15 protein-coding genes are annotated in these 16262 nt (G+C 63.0%); 2 read left to right on the forward strand and 13 right to left on the reverse strand.

Features of this window, described 5'->3' with window-relative positions:
- The first annotated feature begins 97 nt into the window (after positions 1 to 97).
- Positions 98 to 763 (forward strand): C40 family peptidase, encoded by a 666-nt coding sequence (locus tag VIM95_RS01445; RefSeq protein WP_331982028.1) that lies wholly within the window; start codon positions 98 to 100, stop codon positions 761 to 763.
- A 62-nt stretch (positions 764 to 825) separates the two neighbouring features.
- On the opposite strand, the gene VIM95_RS01450 is transcribed toward VIM95_RS01445, so the two are convergent.
- From VIM95_RS01450 to VIM95_RS01460, 3 genes are all read right to left on the reverse strand, one after another.
- The gene (locus tag VIM95_RS01450) at positions 826 to 1245 is read right to left on the reverse strand and encodes a hypothetical protein (RefSeq protein WP_331982031.1); all 420 of its coding nucleotides are present in this window, start codon (positions 1243 to 1245) and stop codon (positions 826 to 828) included.
- A 157-nt stretch (positions 1246 to 1402) separates the two neighbouring features.
- Complete coding sequence (mutS, locus tag VIM95_RS01455; protein ID WP_331982070.1) at positions 1403 to 3946, reverse strand: DNA mismatch repair protein MutS; 2544 nt, start codon at positions 3944 to 3946, stop codon at positions 1403 to 1405.
- A gap of 225 nt (positions 3947 to 4171) precedes the next feature.
- Complete coding sequence (locus VIM95_RS01460; protein ID WP_331982034.1) at positions 4172 to 4945, reverse strand: inositol monophosphatase family protein; 774 nt, start codon at positions 4943 to 4945, stop codon at positions 4172 to 4174.
- Positions 4946 to 5115: 170 nt separating this feature from the next.
- On the opposite strand from VIM95_RS01460, the gene VIM95_RS01465 reads away from it, so the two are divergent.
- Complete coding sequence (locus VIM95_RS01465; RefSeq protein WP_331982037.1) at positions 5116 to 5859, forward strand: RNA methyltransferase; 744 nt, start codon at positions 5116 to 5118, stop codon at positions 5857 to 5859.
- 4 nt (positions 5860 to 5863) lie between these two features.
- Here the strand turns inward: VIM95_RS01465 and VIM95_RS01470 are convergent, their stop codons facing one another.
- The 10 genes from VIM95_RS01470 to VIM95_RS01515 form a co-directional block, all read right to left on the reverse strand.
- Positions 5864 to 6118, reverse strand: coding sequence for a hypothetical protein (locus VIM95_RS01470; RefSeq protein ID WP_331982040.1), 255 nt, complete (start codon positions 6116 to 6118; stop codon positions 5864 to 5866).
- An 8-nt stretch (positions 6119 to 6126) separates the two neighbouring features.
- Positions 6127 to 7119, reverse strand: coding sequence for a succinylglutamate desuccinylase (gene astE, locus VIM95_RS01475; protein WP_331982043.1), 993 nt, complete (start codon positions 7117 to 7119; stop codon positions 6127 to 6129).
- 12 nt (positions 7120 to 7131) lie between these two features.
- Positions 7132 to 8478, reverse strand: a complete 1347-nt coding sequence (gene astB / locus VIM95_RS01480) for an N-succinylarginine dihydrolase (protein ID WP_331982046.1) — start codon at positions 8476 to 8478, stop codon at positions 7132 to 7134.
- A 187-nt stretch (positions 8479 to 8665) separates the two neighbouring features.
- A complete protein-coding gene (gene astD, locus VIM95_RS01485) occupies positions 8666 to 10129 on the reverse strand; it encodes a succinylglutamate-semialdehyde dehydrogenase (RefSeq protein ID WP_331982049.1) in 1464 nt (487 codons plus the stop codon).
- Positions 10130 to 10151: 22 nt separating this feature from the next.
- The gene (gene astA, locus VIM95_RS01490) at positions 10152 to 11171 is read right to left on the reverse strand and encodes an arginine N-succinyltransferase (RefSeq protein WP_331982052.1); all 1020 of its coding nucleotides are present in this window, start codon (positions 11169 to 11171) and stop codon (positions 10152 to 10154) included.
- Between the two features lie 13 nt (positions 11172 to 11184).
- A complete protein-coding gene (locus VIM95_RS01495) occupies positions 11185 to 12192 on the reverse strand; it encodes an arginine N-succinyltransferase (protein WP_331982055.1) in 1008 nt (335 codons plus the stop codon).
- 11 nt (positions 12193 to 12203) lie between these two features.
- A complete protein-coding gene (locus VIM95_RS01500) occupies positions 12204 to 13415 on the reverse strand; it encodes an aspartate aminotransferase family protein (RefSeq protein WP_331982058.1) in 1212 nt (403 codons plus the stop codon).
- 102 nt (positions 13416 to 13517) lie between these two features.
- A complete protein-coding gene (locus VIM95_RS01505) occupies positions 13518 to 14507 on the reverse strand; it encodes a GlxA family transcriptional regulator (protein WP_331982061.1) in 990 nt (329 codons plus the stop codon).
- A gap of 71 nt (positions 14508 to 14578) precedes the next feature.
- On the reverse strand, positions 14579 to 15340 hold the full coding sequence (locus tag VIM95_RS01510; RefSeq protein WP_349258170.1) for an ABC transporter ATP-binding protein: 762 nt from the start codon (positions 15338 to 15340) through the stop codon (positions 14579 to 14581).
- Positions 15341 to 15391: 51 nt separating this feature from the next.
- Positions 15392 to 16262, reverse strand: an 871-nt coding sequence (locus tag VIM95_RS01515; RefSeq protein ID WP_331982067.1) for a succinylglutamate desuccinylase/aspartoacylase domain-containing protein, incomplete at its 5' end; no start/stop codon positions are given.

The raw sequence follows: 16262 nt of genomic DNA on the forward strand, positions 1-16262 counted from the left end.
CGCGGGCCGATCCGGTGTCGAGCCGGCCAGCATGGACGCCAGGCGTCCCCTGGCCTGATGCTCGTACTCCCTGTTAACCTTTTGAATGAGTGCCGGCGTGACGTTCAAATTCCGACACCTGCTGTTCCTGCCCCTCGCCTGCCTTGCCCTTGCCGCCCCCAAGAACGAGACCGTCGCCCAGCCGGACGATGCCTTGTCTGCCGTTGAGGGTGATGCCGGGACGCGCTTTGCCCAGGACATCATGCTGCAGGCCCTGGGCCTGATCGGCGTGACTTACCGCTGGGGGGGCAATTCCCCCGAGAGTGGGCTGGATTGCAGCGGCTTTATCAAGTACGTGTTCCAGCAATCGCTGAACATCGCCCTCCCCCATAACGCCTTTGCCATCAGCCGGCTGGGCGAGGACGTGGACAAGGATGAACTCAAGCCAGGGGATCTGGTGTTCTTCAACACCCTGGGGCGTAAGTTCTCGCACGTTGGCATCTATATGGGTGACGACCGTTTTATCCACTCGCCATCCAAGGGTAGCAAAGTGCAGGTGGTGCGCTTGTCGGACGCCTATTGGGCCAAACGCTTCAATGGCGCCCGGCGGGTGACCAACGAGAGCTTTGCCGAGCGTAGCCCGCGGTTGGCGCAACTGATGGCCGAGGGCCGCGAGCCCAGTACCGGCAAAAAGGGCAGGAAGTCCAGCAAGGCCAGCAAGAGCAAGGCATCCAGCGGCGGCAAGGCCGCTGCTAAGAAGAGTTCAAGCAAAAAGAAGCGCTAAGCTGGGCTGACAAAACAAAACCGGCGCGTCTGCGCCGGTTTTGAAGCCTGCTTGCGGCCGGCTTATTCGGTGAAGAAGGCCAAGGGGCCGGAGCTGGTGATGCCGATATTGAAGTGCTGGCCGTGGGTCGTGCCCTGCCCGGCCAGTTCGGCGTTGCGCACTATCTCGTGCAGCAGTTCCAGTTCCTTGAACTCTTCCACCAGCTCGCCATTGCCGTTGAGGATGACCTCGATCCGCTCCCGGTCCGGATGGCTGCCGACGACCTGGATGCGGCTGCCTTCACTCCACCATTGCAGGTGGACAGGTGGCGGTACGGGGACCGATTGATTGGCAAACAGGTCGGCGATCAGTCTGCCATAGGCGGCCAGATTGGCGGCAGCCTTGCTGCGGATCGCGTCGAGCTGTACCCCGGCCTGGTCGGCCGAGATACCGAATATGCGGGCCAGACCCTCATCGAGTCGGCTATCTTGTATCGCCACCATAGAAATTGCTTCTCCGAGAAAATGAAAAAGGCCGGCGGTTCATGCCCCCGGCTCGTTGTATGTCGAGTCGTTATAGACGGCAGGCAAATGTCGACTAATTGAATTTTTCAATCTATCCGGCGGTATTCTGAAGAAAGTTTGTACGGTTGTGCTGCCCTCAGTGTAGCCGGGCCTTGCGCACCAGCTCATAGAGCAGCTCATGGGCGGCACGGGGGCTCAACTCGTCGAGGTCCAGATCCTGCAACTGTTCGACGAGCGGATGCGTTTCAGGTTCCGCTTCCACCGCTTGCGGCAGCGAGAACAGGTCACCCTGCCCGCTTTGGCTCACCCGCTGGTTTTCGAGCTCGGTGAGGTAGCGCTTGGCTTGCCGTATGGTGTCGCGCGGCACACCCGCCAGCTGGGCGACCTGCAGGCCGTAGCTCTGGCTGGCCGGCCCCTCCTGCACGCTGTGCAGGAAGACGATCTTGTCCTTGTGCTCCACCGCATCGAGGTGGACGTTGGCGACCTGCACATAGTCCAGCGCCAGCCGGGTCAGTTCGAAGTAGTGCGTGGCAAACAGCGTATAGCTGCGGTTCTTCTCGATCAGCGCACGGGCAATGGCCCAGGCGAGCGCCAAGCCGTCGAAGGTCGAGGTGCCGCGACCTACCTCGTCCATCAGTACCAGGGCATGCTCCCCTGCGTTGTTGAGGATGTTGGCGGTCTCGGTCATCTCGACCATGAAGGTCGAACGCCCACCTGCAAGGTCGTCACTGGCACCGATACGGGTAAAGATGCGATCGAGTTTGCCAATGACGGCAGCGCGTGCCGGTACAAAGCTGCCCATATGGGCCAGCAGCACGATCAACGCCGCCTGGCGCATATAGGTCGATTTACCACCCATGTTCGGGCCGGTAATCAGCAAGAGCTTGCGGCCCGCGTCGAACTTGAGGTCATTGGCGATAAAGGCTTCGCCCGTACCATCGCGCAGTTGCTGCTCTACCACTGGGTGGCGGCCGGCTTCGATCTGCAGGACGGTGTCGTCCACGAAGACCGGCGGGATCCAGCCAAAGGTCTGTGCCCGTTCGGCCAGGGCGGCCAGCACGTCCAGGCCGGCTACGGCCTGGGCAAGCAGCTGCAGGGTGGGAACGACCGAGGCCAACTGGTCCAGCAGGGACTCCCACAGCACCTTTTCCAGCGCCAGCGAGCGCTCCTGGGCCGACAATGCCTTGTCCTCGAAGGCTTTCAGCTCAGGCGTGATATAGCGTTCGGCATTCTTGAGCGTCTGGCGGCGACGGTAATCGTCCGGAATCTTGTCGCCATGCGAGTTGGTGACCTCGATATAGAAGCCGTGGACGCGGTTGTACTCCACCTTGAGGTTGGGTATGCCGCTGCGCTCGCGCTCGCGTGCCTCCAGCGCGAGCAGGAAGTCACCATGATTGGTCTGCAACGCCCGCAATTCGTCCAGCTCGGCATGAAAGCCGGTGCGTATCACGCCGCCGTCGCGCAGCACGACCGAGGGCTCGTCCATCACTGCGCGGCTCAAGAGGTCTACGGTGTCAGCCGGCGGTTGTAGTTGGCGGATCAACTCGGCCAGCAGCGGGTCTGTCGGCAGCAGCGGTTGCAGCTGCGGCAGTGCGCAGAGGCTGTCGCGCAAGCTGGAAAGATCACGCGGCCGGGCGGTACGCAGGGCCACCCGGGCGGCAATCCGTTCAATATCGTGAATCTGGGCCAACTGTTCGCGCAGCGTTTCGAGCTGGTGACTACCGCTCAGCGCCTCAACCGCATCGCGACGGCGAGCCACCTTGGCCTGATTGCGCAACGGGTGGTGCAGCCAATGCCGCAGCAGGCGGCTGCCCATGGAGGTGGCACAGACGTCCAGCAGCGAATAGAGCGTGGGCGAGGCTTCACCGCGTATGGTCTCGGTCAGTTCGAGGTTACGGCGGGTGGCGGCATCCAAGGCCAGGTACTGGCCGGCTTGCTCCAGCATCAGTCCGGTGACGTGCGGCAAAGCGCCGCATTGAGTGGCGCGGGCGTACTCCAGCAAGGCGCCGGCAGCGCCGACGGCCACGCCAGGTTCTTCAATACCGTAGCCGCTCAGGTCCTGGGTCTGGAACTGCCGCGCCAGGTGGCGGGCAGCGGTTTCCACGTCGAACTGCCAGTTGGCGATGCGCTTGACCGCGTAACCGCTGGCTGCGGGTAGTTCCAGCGGCAGGTCGTCCGGCAATAGCACCTCGGCAGGCTTCAGTCGTTCCAGCTCAGACGGCAGGGCCTCGCTGGGGGCTTCCATCAGGCGGAATTCTCCGGAAGCGAGCGACAGCCAAGCCAGGCCCAGGCGACCCTTCATGGCATTGACCGCCAGCAGGATGTTGTCGCGCTTGTCGTCCAGCAGGGCTGCGTCGGTCAGGGTGCCGGGAGTCACGATACGGACTACGCGACGCTCTACCGGCCCCTTGCTGGTGGCCGGATCACCGAATTGCTCGCAGATGGCGACCGATTCGCCCAGCTTCACCAACTTGGCAAGGTAGCCTTCGGCCGCGTGGTAGGGGATGCCGGCCATCTTGATCGGCATGCCGGCAGACTGGCCTCGGGCGGTCAGGGTGATGTCCAGGAGCCGTGCGGCCTTTACGGCGTCGTCGAAGAACAGTTCGTAGAAATCCCCCATGCGATAGAACATCAGCTTGTCAGGATGCTGAGCCTTGAGCGCCAGGTACTGCTGCATCATCGGGGTGTGTTTTTCCACCTTGCCTATTCCCTCAATCAATCTTGGTCTTTGTACTGCTGGGCCAGCCCGCGGCCGGCAAGAAGCCGGCATTATCCAATGCCGGCGTGCATTGCTGGAACTGCAATTTGCGCCCCGACGCTGTGTTCCCGTGGGCCGCAAAGAAAAACGGGATGAACATCGCTGTTCATCCCGTCTGGCGGTGCAGGCTCAAGCCTGTGCCGGTATTCAGCCCTGCAGGGTCTGCAGCAGTTGGGCGAAGACGCGCGGCGTACCGGCGACGACGTCGCCGCTCTCCAGGTAACCACCTTCACCGTTGAGGTCGGTGATCAGACCACCGGCTTCCAGGACCAACAGGCTACCTGCGGCGATGTCCCAGGGCTGCAGGCCCAGTTCCCAGAAGCCGTCGTAGCGGCCGCAGGCGATATAGGCCAGGTCCAGGGCAGCGGCGCCGGGACGGCGTACGCCGGCCGATTTCTGTACCACGTCCTTCAGTTGGCCCATATAGCGGTCCAGGCGGCTGAAGTCGGAGTACGGGAAGCCGGTGCAGATCAGTGAATCGGCCATTTCCTTGGTCTTGGAGACGCGGATGCGGCGGTCATTGAGGAAGGCACCGGCACCGCGGGTGGCGGTGAACAGGTCGTTGCGGTTGGGGTCGTAGACTACGGCCTGGCTGATCTGGCCGCGGTGCTCCAGGGCGATGGAGATGCAATACTGCGGCACGCCATGCAGGTAGTTGGTGGTGCCATCGAGGGGGTCGATGATCCAGGTGTAGTCGTTGCTACCGCGTGCACCGCCCTCTTCCGCTAAAATTGCGTGGGTCGGATAGGCTTCCAGCAGCGTGTCGACGATGGCCTTCTCGGCAGCGCGGTCGACCTCGGTCACAAAGCTGTTGTGTTCCTTGCGCTCGACACGCAGCAGATCGAGATTGTTCGAGGCGCGCTGAATGACGGAAGCGGCGCGGCGGGCGGCCTTGACGGCGGTGTTGAGCATCGGGTGCATGGCAATTCCTTCGGCAACGAAAACAGGCTTCCCACCGTAGGAACAATAGACGAGCCAGCCAAGCGATGTTGGCGCGGCACACGATGCGGCAGGAAGCAAAGAACAGGAAAACGGCGTGGAGAGGACTACCACGCCGTTGAATTTTTATGGATTTTACGCGAAGTCGATCAATGAATAAACCGGAAACCCAACTTCTGGATCGGGTACGGGTAGTACTTTCCCATACCAGTCTGCCACGCAACATCGGTTCGGTGGCGCGGGCCATGAAGACCATGGGCTTGTCACGACTCTATCTGGTGAACCCCAAGCGCTTTCCGGATCCCGAGGCGACCACCCTGGCCTCCCGGGCCGATGACATTCTTGAAAATGCGGTTGTAGTCAGCAGCCTGGAAGAGGCACTGGCCGGTTGCACCCAGACGGTGGCCACCTGCCCGCGCGTGCATGAGCTCAGCGTACCTCGGCACAACCCCCGGCAGATCGCCCCCATCCTGGTCGAGCGTGCTGCCCAGGGCGAAGAGGTGGCGCTGGTATTCGGTACCGAGATGTCCGGCCTCAGCAATGAGGAGGTCCGCAGCTGCAATCGGCTGGTGACCATCCCGACCAATCCGGACTATTCCTCGCTCAACCTTGCCCAGGCGGTGCAGATCCTGGCCTACGAGCTGCGCTGCGCGGTGGACGATGACATCAGCCATCTGGAAGAAAAACCGCAACTGGCGGCGCACGACGATATCGAGCGCTTCTACGTGCACCTGGAGCAGACCCTGGTCGGGCTGCACTTCCTGAACCCCGACAACCCCAAGCGCCTGATGCCGCGCCTGCGGCGCATGTTCGGGCGTATCCAGCTCGAGAAGCTGGAGGTGGATATTCTGCGTGGCGTACTGAATGCCGCCCTGCCTCCGGACAATAAGCGCTAAATGTCTAGCGCCGGCTCAGCTGGGCATCCAGTGCGGCCAGGAGGGGCTGCCATTGGTCTGCGACCAGTTCGAAGCGGGTAAAGCCCACATCGGCACGCAGATCGGCCAGCAGCTGGCCCGCGTGTTCGTGGAAATGCAGGAAGGCTTGTCCCTTGCGGTAGAAGGTACCGCGCTTGCGCTCGACCAGGCCGGTGCGCAAGCGGATGGCTGCCAGCAAGGGTTCAAGCCGGTCCAGATATTCATCCCTGGCGTGGCGCATGCGCTGACCTAGGCGGCAGTAGGAGGAAGCTGGGTCGGTACGACCAGCAAGCCGGCCCGCAGGCCGTTCTTGACCTTGCGGTTGGGGAAGACGATGCGGGCGTCGGCCTCGTGTACGACAAAGCGGCATTCACCGTCCTCTGCCAGCACATAGCCCTGCTCCAGCTCGGTGAAATTCTCCACTGCATCGGCCAGATGTAGCTCAAAAGCGTCTGTCTGCTTGATCACCTCGCGCGCTACTTTGAACAGCTCGACCTGATCTGCAGTTACGGCATGGTCCTGCTTCTCGCCAGCGATCAGGCGACGTAGTTCCGCCTCGAGGCGGCTCAGGTCGACAACCTGGTTCTGGCCAAATGGCCGCGCCTTGCCCAGCTCCAGGGTAAAGCCGTGCGCGCCACAGTGGCGCCGGGTGTAGTAGGAGAAAGTCGGTGAGGCCTTGGACTGCAGCAAGACGGCGGTGATGCCGCAGACCCCGAGCCGGCCTATCTCTGCACGATCGAAGCCCTGCTCATGCGGGTAGGGATAGATGGCGAACTTCTCGATCCGTGAACCGCGTATGGCGGTATGCAGGTCGTAGTGCAGCTTCCAGCGTCCGGCCGAATTGGCGAAGAACTGTTGCGCGGCTGCTTCCAGCTCTCGGGCCCGCATTGCGGCTGGCCCCTCGCCGGTCTGCTCACGCGGTTTGCCGAACAGCCGGTTCAGGTCGTCGTCAAGATAGCGTTCGTTCTTGCGCAGCGCCGCCGGGTTGCCGAAGGCCAGCAGCACCCTGGCGCGGACCGCCAGTTCACCGGCCAGGGCGGCCTGAAGCAATGCAGATACCAGCTCGACAGGGGCGGTCTCATTGCCATGGATGCCGCAGGACAGGAAGAGATCGAAGGTCGGTTGCGCCGGCTCCAATGCGATCAGACCCTCGCCCAACTGAACGACCTGGGTGCCATCCGGCAGCTTTGCGGGCCCGTCGTGCCAGGGCGTGCCATCGAGCAGGTGGGCGAGGTAGTCCATGGCGGGGTCCGCTTAGCCTAGTTGGAAGGGGTAGACCGAACCCAGGCGCAGAATCTGGGTCAGCTCGTCGAGCGCGCTACGGCATTCGTTCAGGAGCTGCGGGTCGGCCAGGTCGGCAGCGCTAAGCTGGTCGCGGTAGTGCTTGTCGACCCACTGGTTCAGCGTCTCGAACAGGCTGTCGTTCATCATCACTGCCGGATTGATCGCAGCCAGCTCGGCCTCATTCAGTACCACGCGCAAGCGCAGGCAGGCCGGGCCACCGCCGTTTTGCATGGACTGCTTGAGATCGAACACGCGTACCTCATCGATCGGGCCGCCGCTCTGTTGCAGCTTCTCCAGGTATTGCCAGACGCGCGGCGTATTGCGCGACTCTTCCGGGACCACAATGATCAGCTTACCGTCGGCCTTGCTCAGCAACTGGCTGTTGAAGAGGTAGGACTTGACCGCTTCTTCCACGGAGACCTCAGCCTCGGGTACTTCGACCGCCACAAAGCGGCCGCCGACGGCGGCCAGCTTGCGATCAAGCTCGGCCAATACAGCCGGTTGGTTCAGGAAGGCACGTTCGTGGTGGAACAGCACATTGCGGTTGCCGACCGAGATCACGTCGTTATGGAATACGCCCAGGTCGATGGTGTCCGGGTCCTGCTGCGCATAGACCACTCGGGCGTCGCTGAGGCCGTGCAGACGGGCGATGGCCTGGCTGGCTTCCAGTGTCTGGCGGGCCGGGAAACGAGCAGGCTTGGGGTAGCGAGCGTCGAAGGCTGCCTGGCCAAACACGAAGAACTCGACACCGGGCTGATCGTATTCGGCACAGAAGCGGGTATGGTTGGCCGCGCCTTCGTCGCCGAAGTGCATCTGCGCTGGCAAAGCTGGGTGATGGGCGAAGTGGCGCTCATCACCAAACATGGCCTTGAGGATGCGGCCGGTGGTTGGGTGCTCGATCGAGCGGTGGAATTTGTTGTTCAGGTTGGCGGGGGTGAAGTGCACCCGGCCATCTTGCGTATCGGCGCTGGGGCTGACGGTCGCGGCATTGGCGGTCCACATGGTGGAAGCCGAGGAGCAGGCCGCCAGGATGGCCGGTGCTTCCTTGGCTGCCTTGGCGATCACCTGTGCGTCGGTGCCGGTAAAGCCCAGGAGGCGCAGGCTGGCCACGCTGGGGCGCTCGTGCGGCGCCAGCACGCCCTGTTTGAAGCCGGCATCGTGCAGCGCCTTCATCTTCGCCAGGCCTTGCCGTGCCGCCTGGCGCGGGCTGGCCACGGCATTCTGATTGCCGGTGGAAGCGACATTGCCATAGCTCAGGCCGGCATAGTTGTGGGTCGGGCCAACCAGGCCGTCGAAATTGGCTTCAAAAGCGGCCATCGCCGTTTCTCCTTGGAGAAGTGCTGAGAGATTTCACTCCTCGCTTTAGCGAGGCTCCCTCGCGGCGGCGAGGGCGGGGGTGGAGTCAATCAGCGATAAATGGTTGATTTTATGATGCTGTGTTACGCCCGGGCTTCCCGGGCGGAGCGATAACATTTGAAGCGGCCACACGCCATGCGCGAGCTACTCAGAGGCGCATGCCGGCTGGTAGTTGGGAGGGCACGGTCAGATGCGGCGTTTCCAGCCCGGCGACCGGGTAGCTGCAGTAATCTGCCGCATAGTAGGCGCTGGCCCGGTGGTTGCCGCTGGCACCTATGCCGCCAAAGGGCGCGGCGCTGGATGCACCAGTCAGTTGTTTGTTCCAGTTGACGATGCCAGCCCGGCTTTCCTGCCAGAACTGCTCGTACAGATCGCGGCTATCCGACAGCAAGCCGGCCGCCAGGCCGTAGCGGGTGGCGTTGGCCAGCTCGATCGCCTCTTCGAAGGTGTCGTAGCGCTGGACCTTGAGCAAGGGGCCGAAGTGCTCCTCGTCAGTAAGATTGGCGACCGCGGTCACGTCGAGCAGGCCTGGACTGAGCAAGGCGGTGCCCTCCTCCAGCCGGCGCATCTCCAGGAGTGGCACGGCGCCGCGGGAGATCAACTCGGATTGCGCCACCAGGAGGTGGCTGGCGGCAGCCAGCGAGATGACGGCACCCATAAAGGGCTGCTCTTCATCATTCCAGCGACCGACCCTGAGGTCGCGGCTGACTTCGATCAGGCGCTCCAGGAAGGCATCGCCCTCGGCACCGTAGGGTACGATCAGGCGGCGCGCGCAGGTACAGCGCTGGCCGGCCGAGATAAAGGCCGACTGGATGGTCTGGAAGACCGCGGCATCAATATCGGCTACGTCCTGCACGATCAGCGGATTGTTGCCGCCCATCTCCAGCGCCAGGATTTTTTCCGGGTGGCCGGCGAACTGCTTGTGCAGGTGGTGGCCGGTGGACGAGGAACCGGTGAAGAACAGGCCATCGAGGCCTGGGTGGCCCGCCAGGGCCACGCCGGTATCGCGCGCGCCCTGCAGCAGCGCGATCACGCCATCAGGCAGACCCGCCTGCGCCCAGAGGGCGACCGTTTTCTGCGCCACCAGCGGTGCCAGCTCGGAAGGCTTGAACAGCACCGTGTTACCGGCCAACAGCGCAGGCACGATGTGGCCATTGGGCAGGTGACCAGGGAAGTTGTAGGGGCCGAAGACGGCGACCACGCCATGCGGCCGGTGTCGTAACACCGCCTGGGCATCGGCCATCGGGTTGTCCTTCTCGCCGGTCCGCTCCTGATAGGCCTTCACCGAAATATCGACCTTGCCGATCATGGTCTGGACTTCGGTCAAGGCCTCCCAGCGCGGTTTACCGGTTTCAAGCCCGATCGCGTCGGCGAGCTCGGCCTTGTGCTCGGCGAGGAGCTCGGCAAAGCGGCGGACGATGGCCTCGCGACCGGCGAAGCCCAGCCGGCGCCAGGCCGGGAAGGCGTCACGGGCGGCATGCACGGCAGCATCCACCTGCTCGGCGCTGGCCCCCTGCCCCTGCCAAGCGGTTTCTTGGCTGACCGGGTTGCGAGAGGCGAAGCTGGCGCCCTGCCCTGTTTGCCATTGTCCCTGTATAAAAAGCTGGCTCATGGTCTCCTCCTTGTGTGCGCTATCAGCGCCGGGCCGAGAGGGGCACGGCGCGTACGCTGCTACCCGGCTCCAGGCCCAGCTTGTCGATCAGTTCCCGTTTCAACGGCAGGCCATTGGGCAGCGGTTCGGTCTGTGCCAGGCAGACGCGGAAGTCGTCCAGCCGGCGATTGCTGACTAACCAGTTGCGGCCTTCTGTCGTTTCCGCTGGCACGGCGGTCAACAGCTGGCTGTCGCGCACCGCACGGATGTCGCCCAGCGCGCATTCGATGGTCGGGCCGGCGTCGAAAATGTCGACGTAGCCGTTGTAGCGGAAGCCTTCGCCTTCGAGCATAGCCAGCGCCGGGCGGGTGTTGGCGTGCACCTGGCCGATCACCGCCCTCGCCGCTTCGCTGAGGAAGGCGGTATAGACCGGGTGCTGTGGCATCAATTCGGCGATAAAGGACTTCTGGCCGATGCCGGAGAGGTAATCCGCCTCGGAAAAGTCCATCTTGAAGAAGTGCCGCCCCAGGCTTTCCCAGAACGGCGAGAGTCCGGTCTCATCCGAGACGCCACGCATCTCGGCGATCACGCGGCGGCTGAATCGCTCAGGGAACTCGGCCATGAACAGGAAACGGCTCTTGGAGAGCAGGCTGCCGTTGTTGTCGCGGCGATACTCCGCCTGCAGGAACAAGGAGCACAGCTCGGCCGCGCCGGTCAGGTCGTTGGTCAGGAACAGGGTGTCGAGCCGGCGGTAGATGCCGATCTCGCGCGAGCTGTGCACCGCGGTGCCAACCCGATAGTTGTACCAAGGCTCGGTCAGGCCGACCGCACCCTCGACGCCGCAGATGCCGGCAACATGCCCTGCACGCTCTTCGTCTTCCATGACGAACACGAAGCTGGAGTCTGCGGGGTTGGGAGCGCTAGCCTGCGCTGCCAGGGAACCGGCGATGCGCTTGCTCAGCCGCTCCTCGTTGACCGGTAGCGTGGTGACGCCTACCCCGGTGCTGCGGGCCAGCTGCAGCAAGGCTTCGAGGTCGTTCTGGCGGATGGAGCGGACAAGCATGGTCAACAGTCTTTCATAGCGGAGCGATACGCACGGTCTCGCCGGCGGCCAGCCCTAGTGCGGCGATGACCTCGGCGGTCAGTACGATATGACCGTCACGATGCTCCGCCTCTGCCACCGTGGCACGGAAGTCGTGCAGACGCGTGGTGGCGATCAGGTAGGCGTGGGGGCCGGCTCGGCCCACCGCGACGGTGGCGAGCTGGCTCTGCGAGATGGTGCGGATCGCGCGTGTCGTGGCATACAGCGTGGGACCACCGTCGAAGATGTCGATGTAGTTCTCGGTCTCGAAGCCCTCGCGGGTCAGAATGTCATAGGGCAAACGGGCATCTTCGCCGACTTGACCCATGACCGCCTGGGCATCATCCGAAAGCAGCGGCACGTACAGCGGATGCTGGGGCATCAGCTCGGCGATGAATTTGCGGCCCTTCACGCCGCAATGCAATTCGGCTTCCTGATAGTCGATACCGAAGAATACCCGCCCGACCGCATCCCAGAAGGCGCTGCTGCCCTGCTGGTCGGTCACGCCTATCATTTCCGAGACGATGCTCTCGGCAAAACGTTCCGGCCATTGTGCAATGAACAGCAGCCGTGCCCGGGACAGCAGGTCCGACCAGCGGCTGAAGTGCAGCGCCTTGTCGATATAGAAGGAGGACAGCAGCGTGTTGCCGGTCAGGTCATGGCACAGCGACAACGCATGGATGCGATTGTGGATGGACAGGCCTGGGGACGCATGCACAAAGGCTTCGTTACGGTAGCTGTAGAACGGCTCGTTGAAGCCGGCGGAGGCCACAATACCCGATACGCCGACCAAGCTCCCATCGGAAACCGATTCCAAGGTGAAGAAATAGCTCTCTTCACCGTGGAAGCTGACCTCGGCCGCGATCGAGTCGTTTGACGCCTGGATCTTGCGATGCAAGGTATCGTGGTCGGCCGGCAGTGAGGTGACGCCGGTCGGGCTGGCATGGGCCAGCGCCTCGATGTTGCTCAGGTCGGCCGGGCGTGTGGGGCGTAGTACATACATGGTAGCGAGGCTCAGCCGGCGACGACGGCCCGCACGGCGCGCTCGAAGCGTGCCATGCCTTCGTCGATGTCGGCGTCGGGGATCACCAGGCTGGGGGCGAAGCGGACCACGTCCGGACCGGCTTGCAGAACCATCAGGCCTTCCTTGGCTGCCGCCGTCATGAAGTCCTTGGCGCGGCCCTTGTAGGCGTCAGCCAGCACGGCACCCAGTAGGAGGCCCATGCCCCGCACCTCGGCAAAGGCGCCGGTGGCGTTGGCAATACGGTTCAGGTGGTCGGCAAAGCGGGCGTGCTTGGCCTTGATCCCGGCCAACGTTTCCGGGGTATTGACGACGTCAAGTACCGCCTCGGCGACGGCGCAGGCCAGCGGATTGCCGCCATAGGTCGAGCCGTGGGTACCTACGCCAAAGTGCTTGGCAATCGCCTCCGTGGTCAGCATGGCGCCGATGGGGAAGCCACCGCCCAAGGACTTGGCCGAAGTCAGGATGTCCGGGGTAACGCCGTATTCCATATAGGCGTAGAGCGAGCCGCTACGGCCCACGCCGGTCTGTACTTCATCGAACACCAGCAGTGCTTTGTGCTGATCGCACAGCTCGCGCACGCCCTTGAGGTATTCGACGGAGGCTGGCAATACACCGCCCTCGCCTTGTACCGGCTCGATCACTACGGCGGCGGTCTTGTCCGAAATGGCGGCCTTGAGCGCAGCCAGATCGTTGTAGGCGATGTGCTTCACACCGGTAGGGCGAGGGCCGAAACCATCGGAATACTTGGGCTGACCACCTACGGTAACGGTGAAGAAGGTCCGACCGTGGAAGGAGTTGGTGGTCGAGATGATCTCGTACTTTTCGCTGCCATGTTGGTCGATGGCCCACTTGCGCGCCAGTTTGAAGGCCGCTTCGTTGGCCTCGGCGCCGGAATTGCAGAAGAACACCCGGTCGGCGAAAGTCGCGTCGACCAGCTTGCGAGCGAGGCGCAGCGCCGGCTCATTGGTCAGCGAGTTGGACACATGCCAGACCTTCTGAGCCTGCTCGGTCAAGGCCTTCACCAGGGCGGGATGGGCATGGCCCAGCGCATTCACGGCGATCCCGCCGGCGAAGTCCACGTATTCCCGGCCGGTCTGGTCCCACACGCGCGAACCGCTGCCCTTGACGGGGATATAGTCGGCAGGTGCGTAGTTGGGCACCATCACCTGGTCGAAATCGGCACGGCTAACGGTCTGGCTCATTGCAGGGTCCTTTCTGGAAAGCTGGTTTCATTGTAGAGGCCGCCATGCCTGCTGAATTCCGGCATTGCGACATCTTTGTAAGTGTTGGCAGAGGGGCGCCCTTCAGGCCGGATCGCCGCTGACCTGGCCACGCTGCCGGTCTTCACGCGGCGTGACGTTGAAATAATTGCGATAGGCGCTGGAAAAGTGCGGCCCGCTGGAGAAGCCGCAGGAGAGCCCGATCTGGATAATGGACTTGGATGTCTGCCGCAGCATCTGGCGGGCGCGGTTCAGCCTTAGCTCCAGATAGTACTGCGAAGGTACCCGGCCAAGATGCTGCTTGAAGAGCCGCTCCAACTGCCGCCGAGAGACGCAGACATGCTGTGCGATTTCATCCGTGGTCAGCGGCTCTTCCAGATTGGCCTCCATCAGCGTCACCGCCTGCACCAGCTTGGGTTGATTGCTACCCAGGCGGTTCTGCAGCGGAATACGCTGGCGATCATCCCTGCCCCGGATCCGTTCGAGCAACAGGTTTTCAGAGATGGCAGCAGCCAGCTCGGTGCCATGCTGACGGGCAACAAGGTGCAGGAGCAGCTCCGCCACCGCAACGCCACCACCGCAGGTAGCGCGATCCTTGTCTACCTCAAACAGGCTGCTGGAGGCGATTACCTGCGGATGGCGCTCGTTGAGCCGTTCCAGCAATGACCAGTGCGCCGTGGCCCGGCAACCATTCAAGAGGCCGGCAGCAGCCAGCCAGAAGGGGCCAGCGTGCCAGGCGCCGATCAGGCTGCGGTGTTGAGCGTAGCGCTTGAGTGCAGCTACCACCGGGTCGTTACCATCCAGTTGAGCCGGTAGGGTCCGCGCTGCAACAAACAAATAAGGCAAGGCGGCTTCGGAATCCCAGCGGTCGTCGACCGATTGGGGGCGTCCCTGGCTATTGCTGACAGCTGCACCATCCATGGAGAGCAGTCGGACGCCATACAGTGCGTCCCCGCCCAACTGGTTGGCTTCCGCGACAACATCCAGCAGCAAGCCGAGCTCACCCGGTGCAAAGCCGGGCAAGAGCAAGATGCCGATAAGCTGGGTTACCGGCGGATCAGCGTAGTCGAACATCTCTCGTTCCCGCTTCGCGGTAGCTGGTGCCATCGGCCGGACTTCCGCCTCGGGCGGAAGTCCGGACATGGTCACTTGAGGCTGCCCGAGAGGAATTGCTTGAGGCGCTCGCTAGTCGGGTTGACCAGCACTTCCTTGGGATTGCCCTCTTCCTCGATGCGGCCTTGGTGCAGAAAGATCACGTGATTGGACACTTCCCGGGCAAAGGCCATTTCGTGGGTCACGACCACCATGGTGCGGCCCTCTTCTGCCAGGGCCTTCATAACCCGCAGTACTTCGCCTACCAGCTCGGGATCGAGCGCCGAGGTCGGCTCGTCAAACAGCATCACTTCGGGTTCGACAGCCAGCGCCCGGGCGATCGCCACGCGCTGCTGCTGGCCGCCGGACATATGGGCCGGGTACTTGTCCTCGACGTTTTTGAGGCCGACCTTTTCCAGGTATTTGCGGGCACAGGCGATGGCATCATCCTTTGCCACCCCCAATACGTGGACTGGTGCCTCGATGATGTTCTCGAGTACCGTCATGTGCGCCCACAGATTGAAGTGTTGGAACACCATGGCCAGCTTGGCGCGCATTACTTGCAATTGGCGCTCGTCGGCAGCCTTGAACATGCCGTCCTTGGCCTTCACGAGTTTCATTTCCTCGCCGGCGACGACGATCTTGCCGGCATGCGGGCGCTCGAGCATGTTGATGCAGCGCAGAAAGGTGCTCTTGCCCGAACCGGAAGAGCCGATGATGCTGATGACATCGCCCGCATGGGCGGTCAGCGACACGCCTTTCAGTACTTCGTGACTGCCGTAACTCTTGTGCAGGTCTTCGACAGATAGCTTGATGCTCACAGTGCTCTCCAGGCGTTCGTGTGTGAGAGGGGTATCGATATCAATTCAGGCGCTCAGCAGATAGCCGCTGCGGAAGGCGATCTTGCCGGCGATCTTGCCCAGGTCCATGCCGGTACTGGCATAGCGGACATAAGGGCGTGCGTAGAGTATGCCGCTGACACTGGCGCGGATGGTGGTCTGCTTTTCTTCCAGCGGGTCGATGACTTCGGCGACCACTTCGCCGGCTTCGACCCGGCTGCCGACCTCCTTGAGGAAGGCGACCACACCGGCATGCGGCGCGTGTAGTGTCTCGGAGCCAGCCAAGGGGGTCGGTTCGCAGCGGGCGGCCGGCAGAGCAGGCGGAGTGCCGGCAACCACGCCACGATGCTGCAGGAAGGCCAAGAGGTTGGCGGCATCCTGTTCGGCAAGGTGGTGGTAGACGTCACTGACGCCGCGCAGCTCGACTGTGGCAGAAAGGCAGGCCAACGGAATGGGGAAACGCCCTTCGAAGCGCTCGGCCAGTTGCCACCAGGGGCCGCTCATGGCTTCATCGAAGGAGGCGCCGCCGGACCCCTTGGCCAGTAGCACCGCCTCGGCGCCCAGATGGCGGTACAGTGGCTCAGCCTGCTCGAGATAAGGCGTCTCGGTATAGATATGCATGACCGCCTCGAAGTCGCAGTGCAGATCGAGCACTACGTCGGCGTCGAAGGCCAGCGAGACCAAGGTATGCCGTAGCGACTGCAGCTCGGTCGCCGGGCGTACCTGGGCCAGCGCTTCGCGCATGGTTGCGCGTATCAGCTGCTTGTTGGCTTCGACGTTCTGGCCGAGTTTGTCCTCCAGGCCATCGCCAATCAACTGGGCGAAGTCCGGATAATGGCGGTTGAAGTTTTCGGCGCTGGCGAACTCAAAGCGCCCCAGTTGCGCATGCAGCAAGGTC

It is taken from the genome of Chitinimonas sp., assembly GCF_036568685.1.
Lineage (GTDB): Bacteria > Pseudomonadota > Gammaproteobacteria > Burkholderiales > Chitinimonadaceae > Chitinimonas.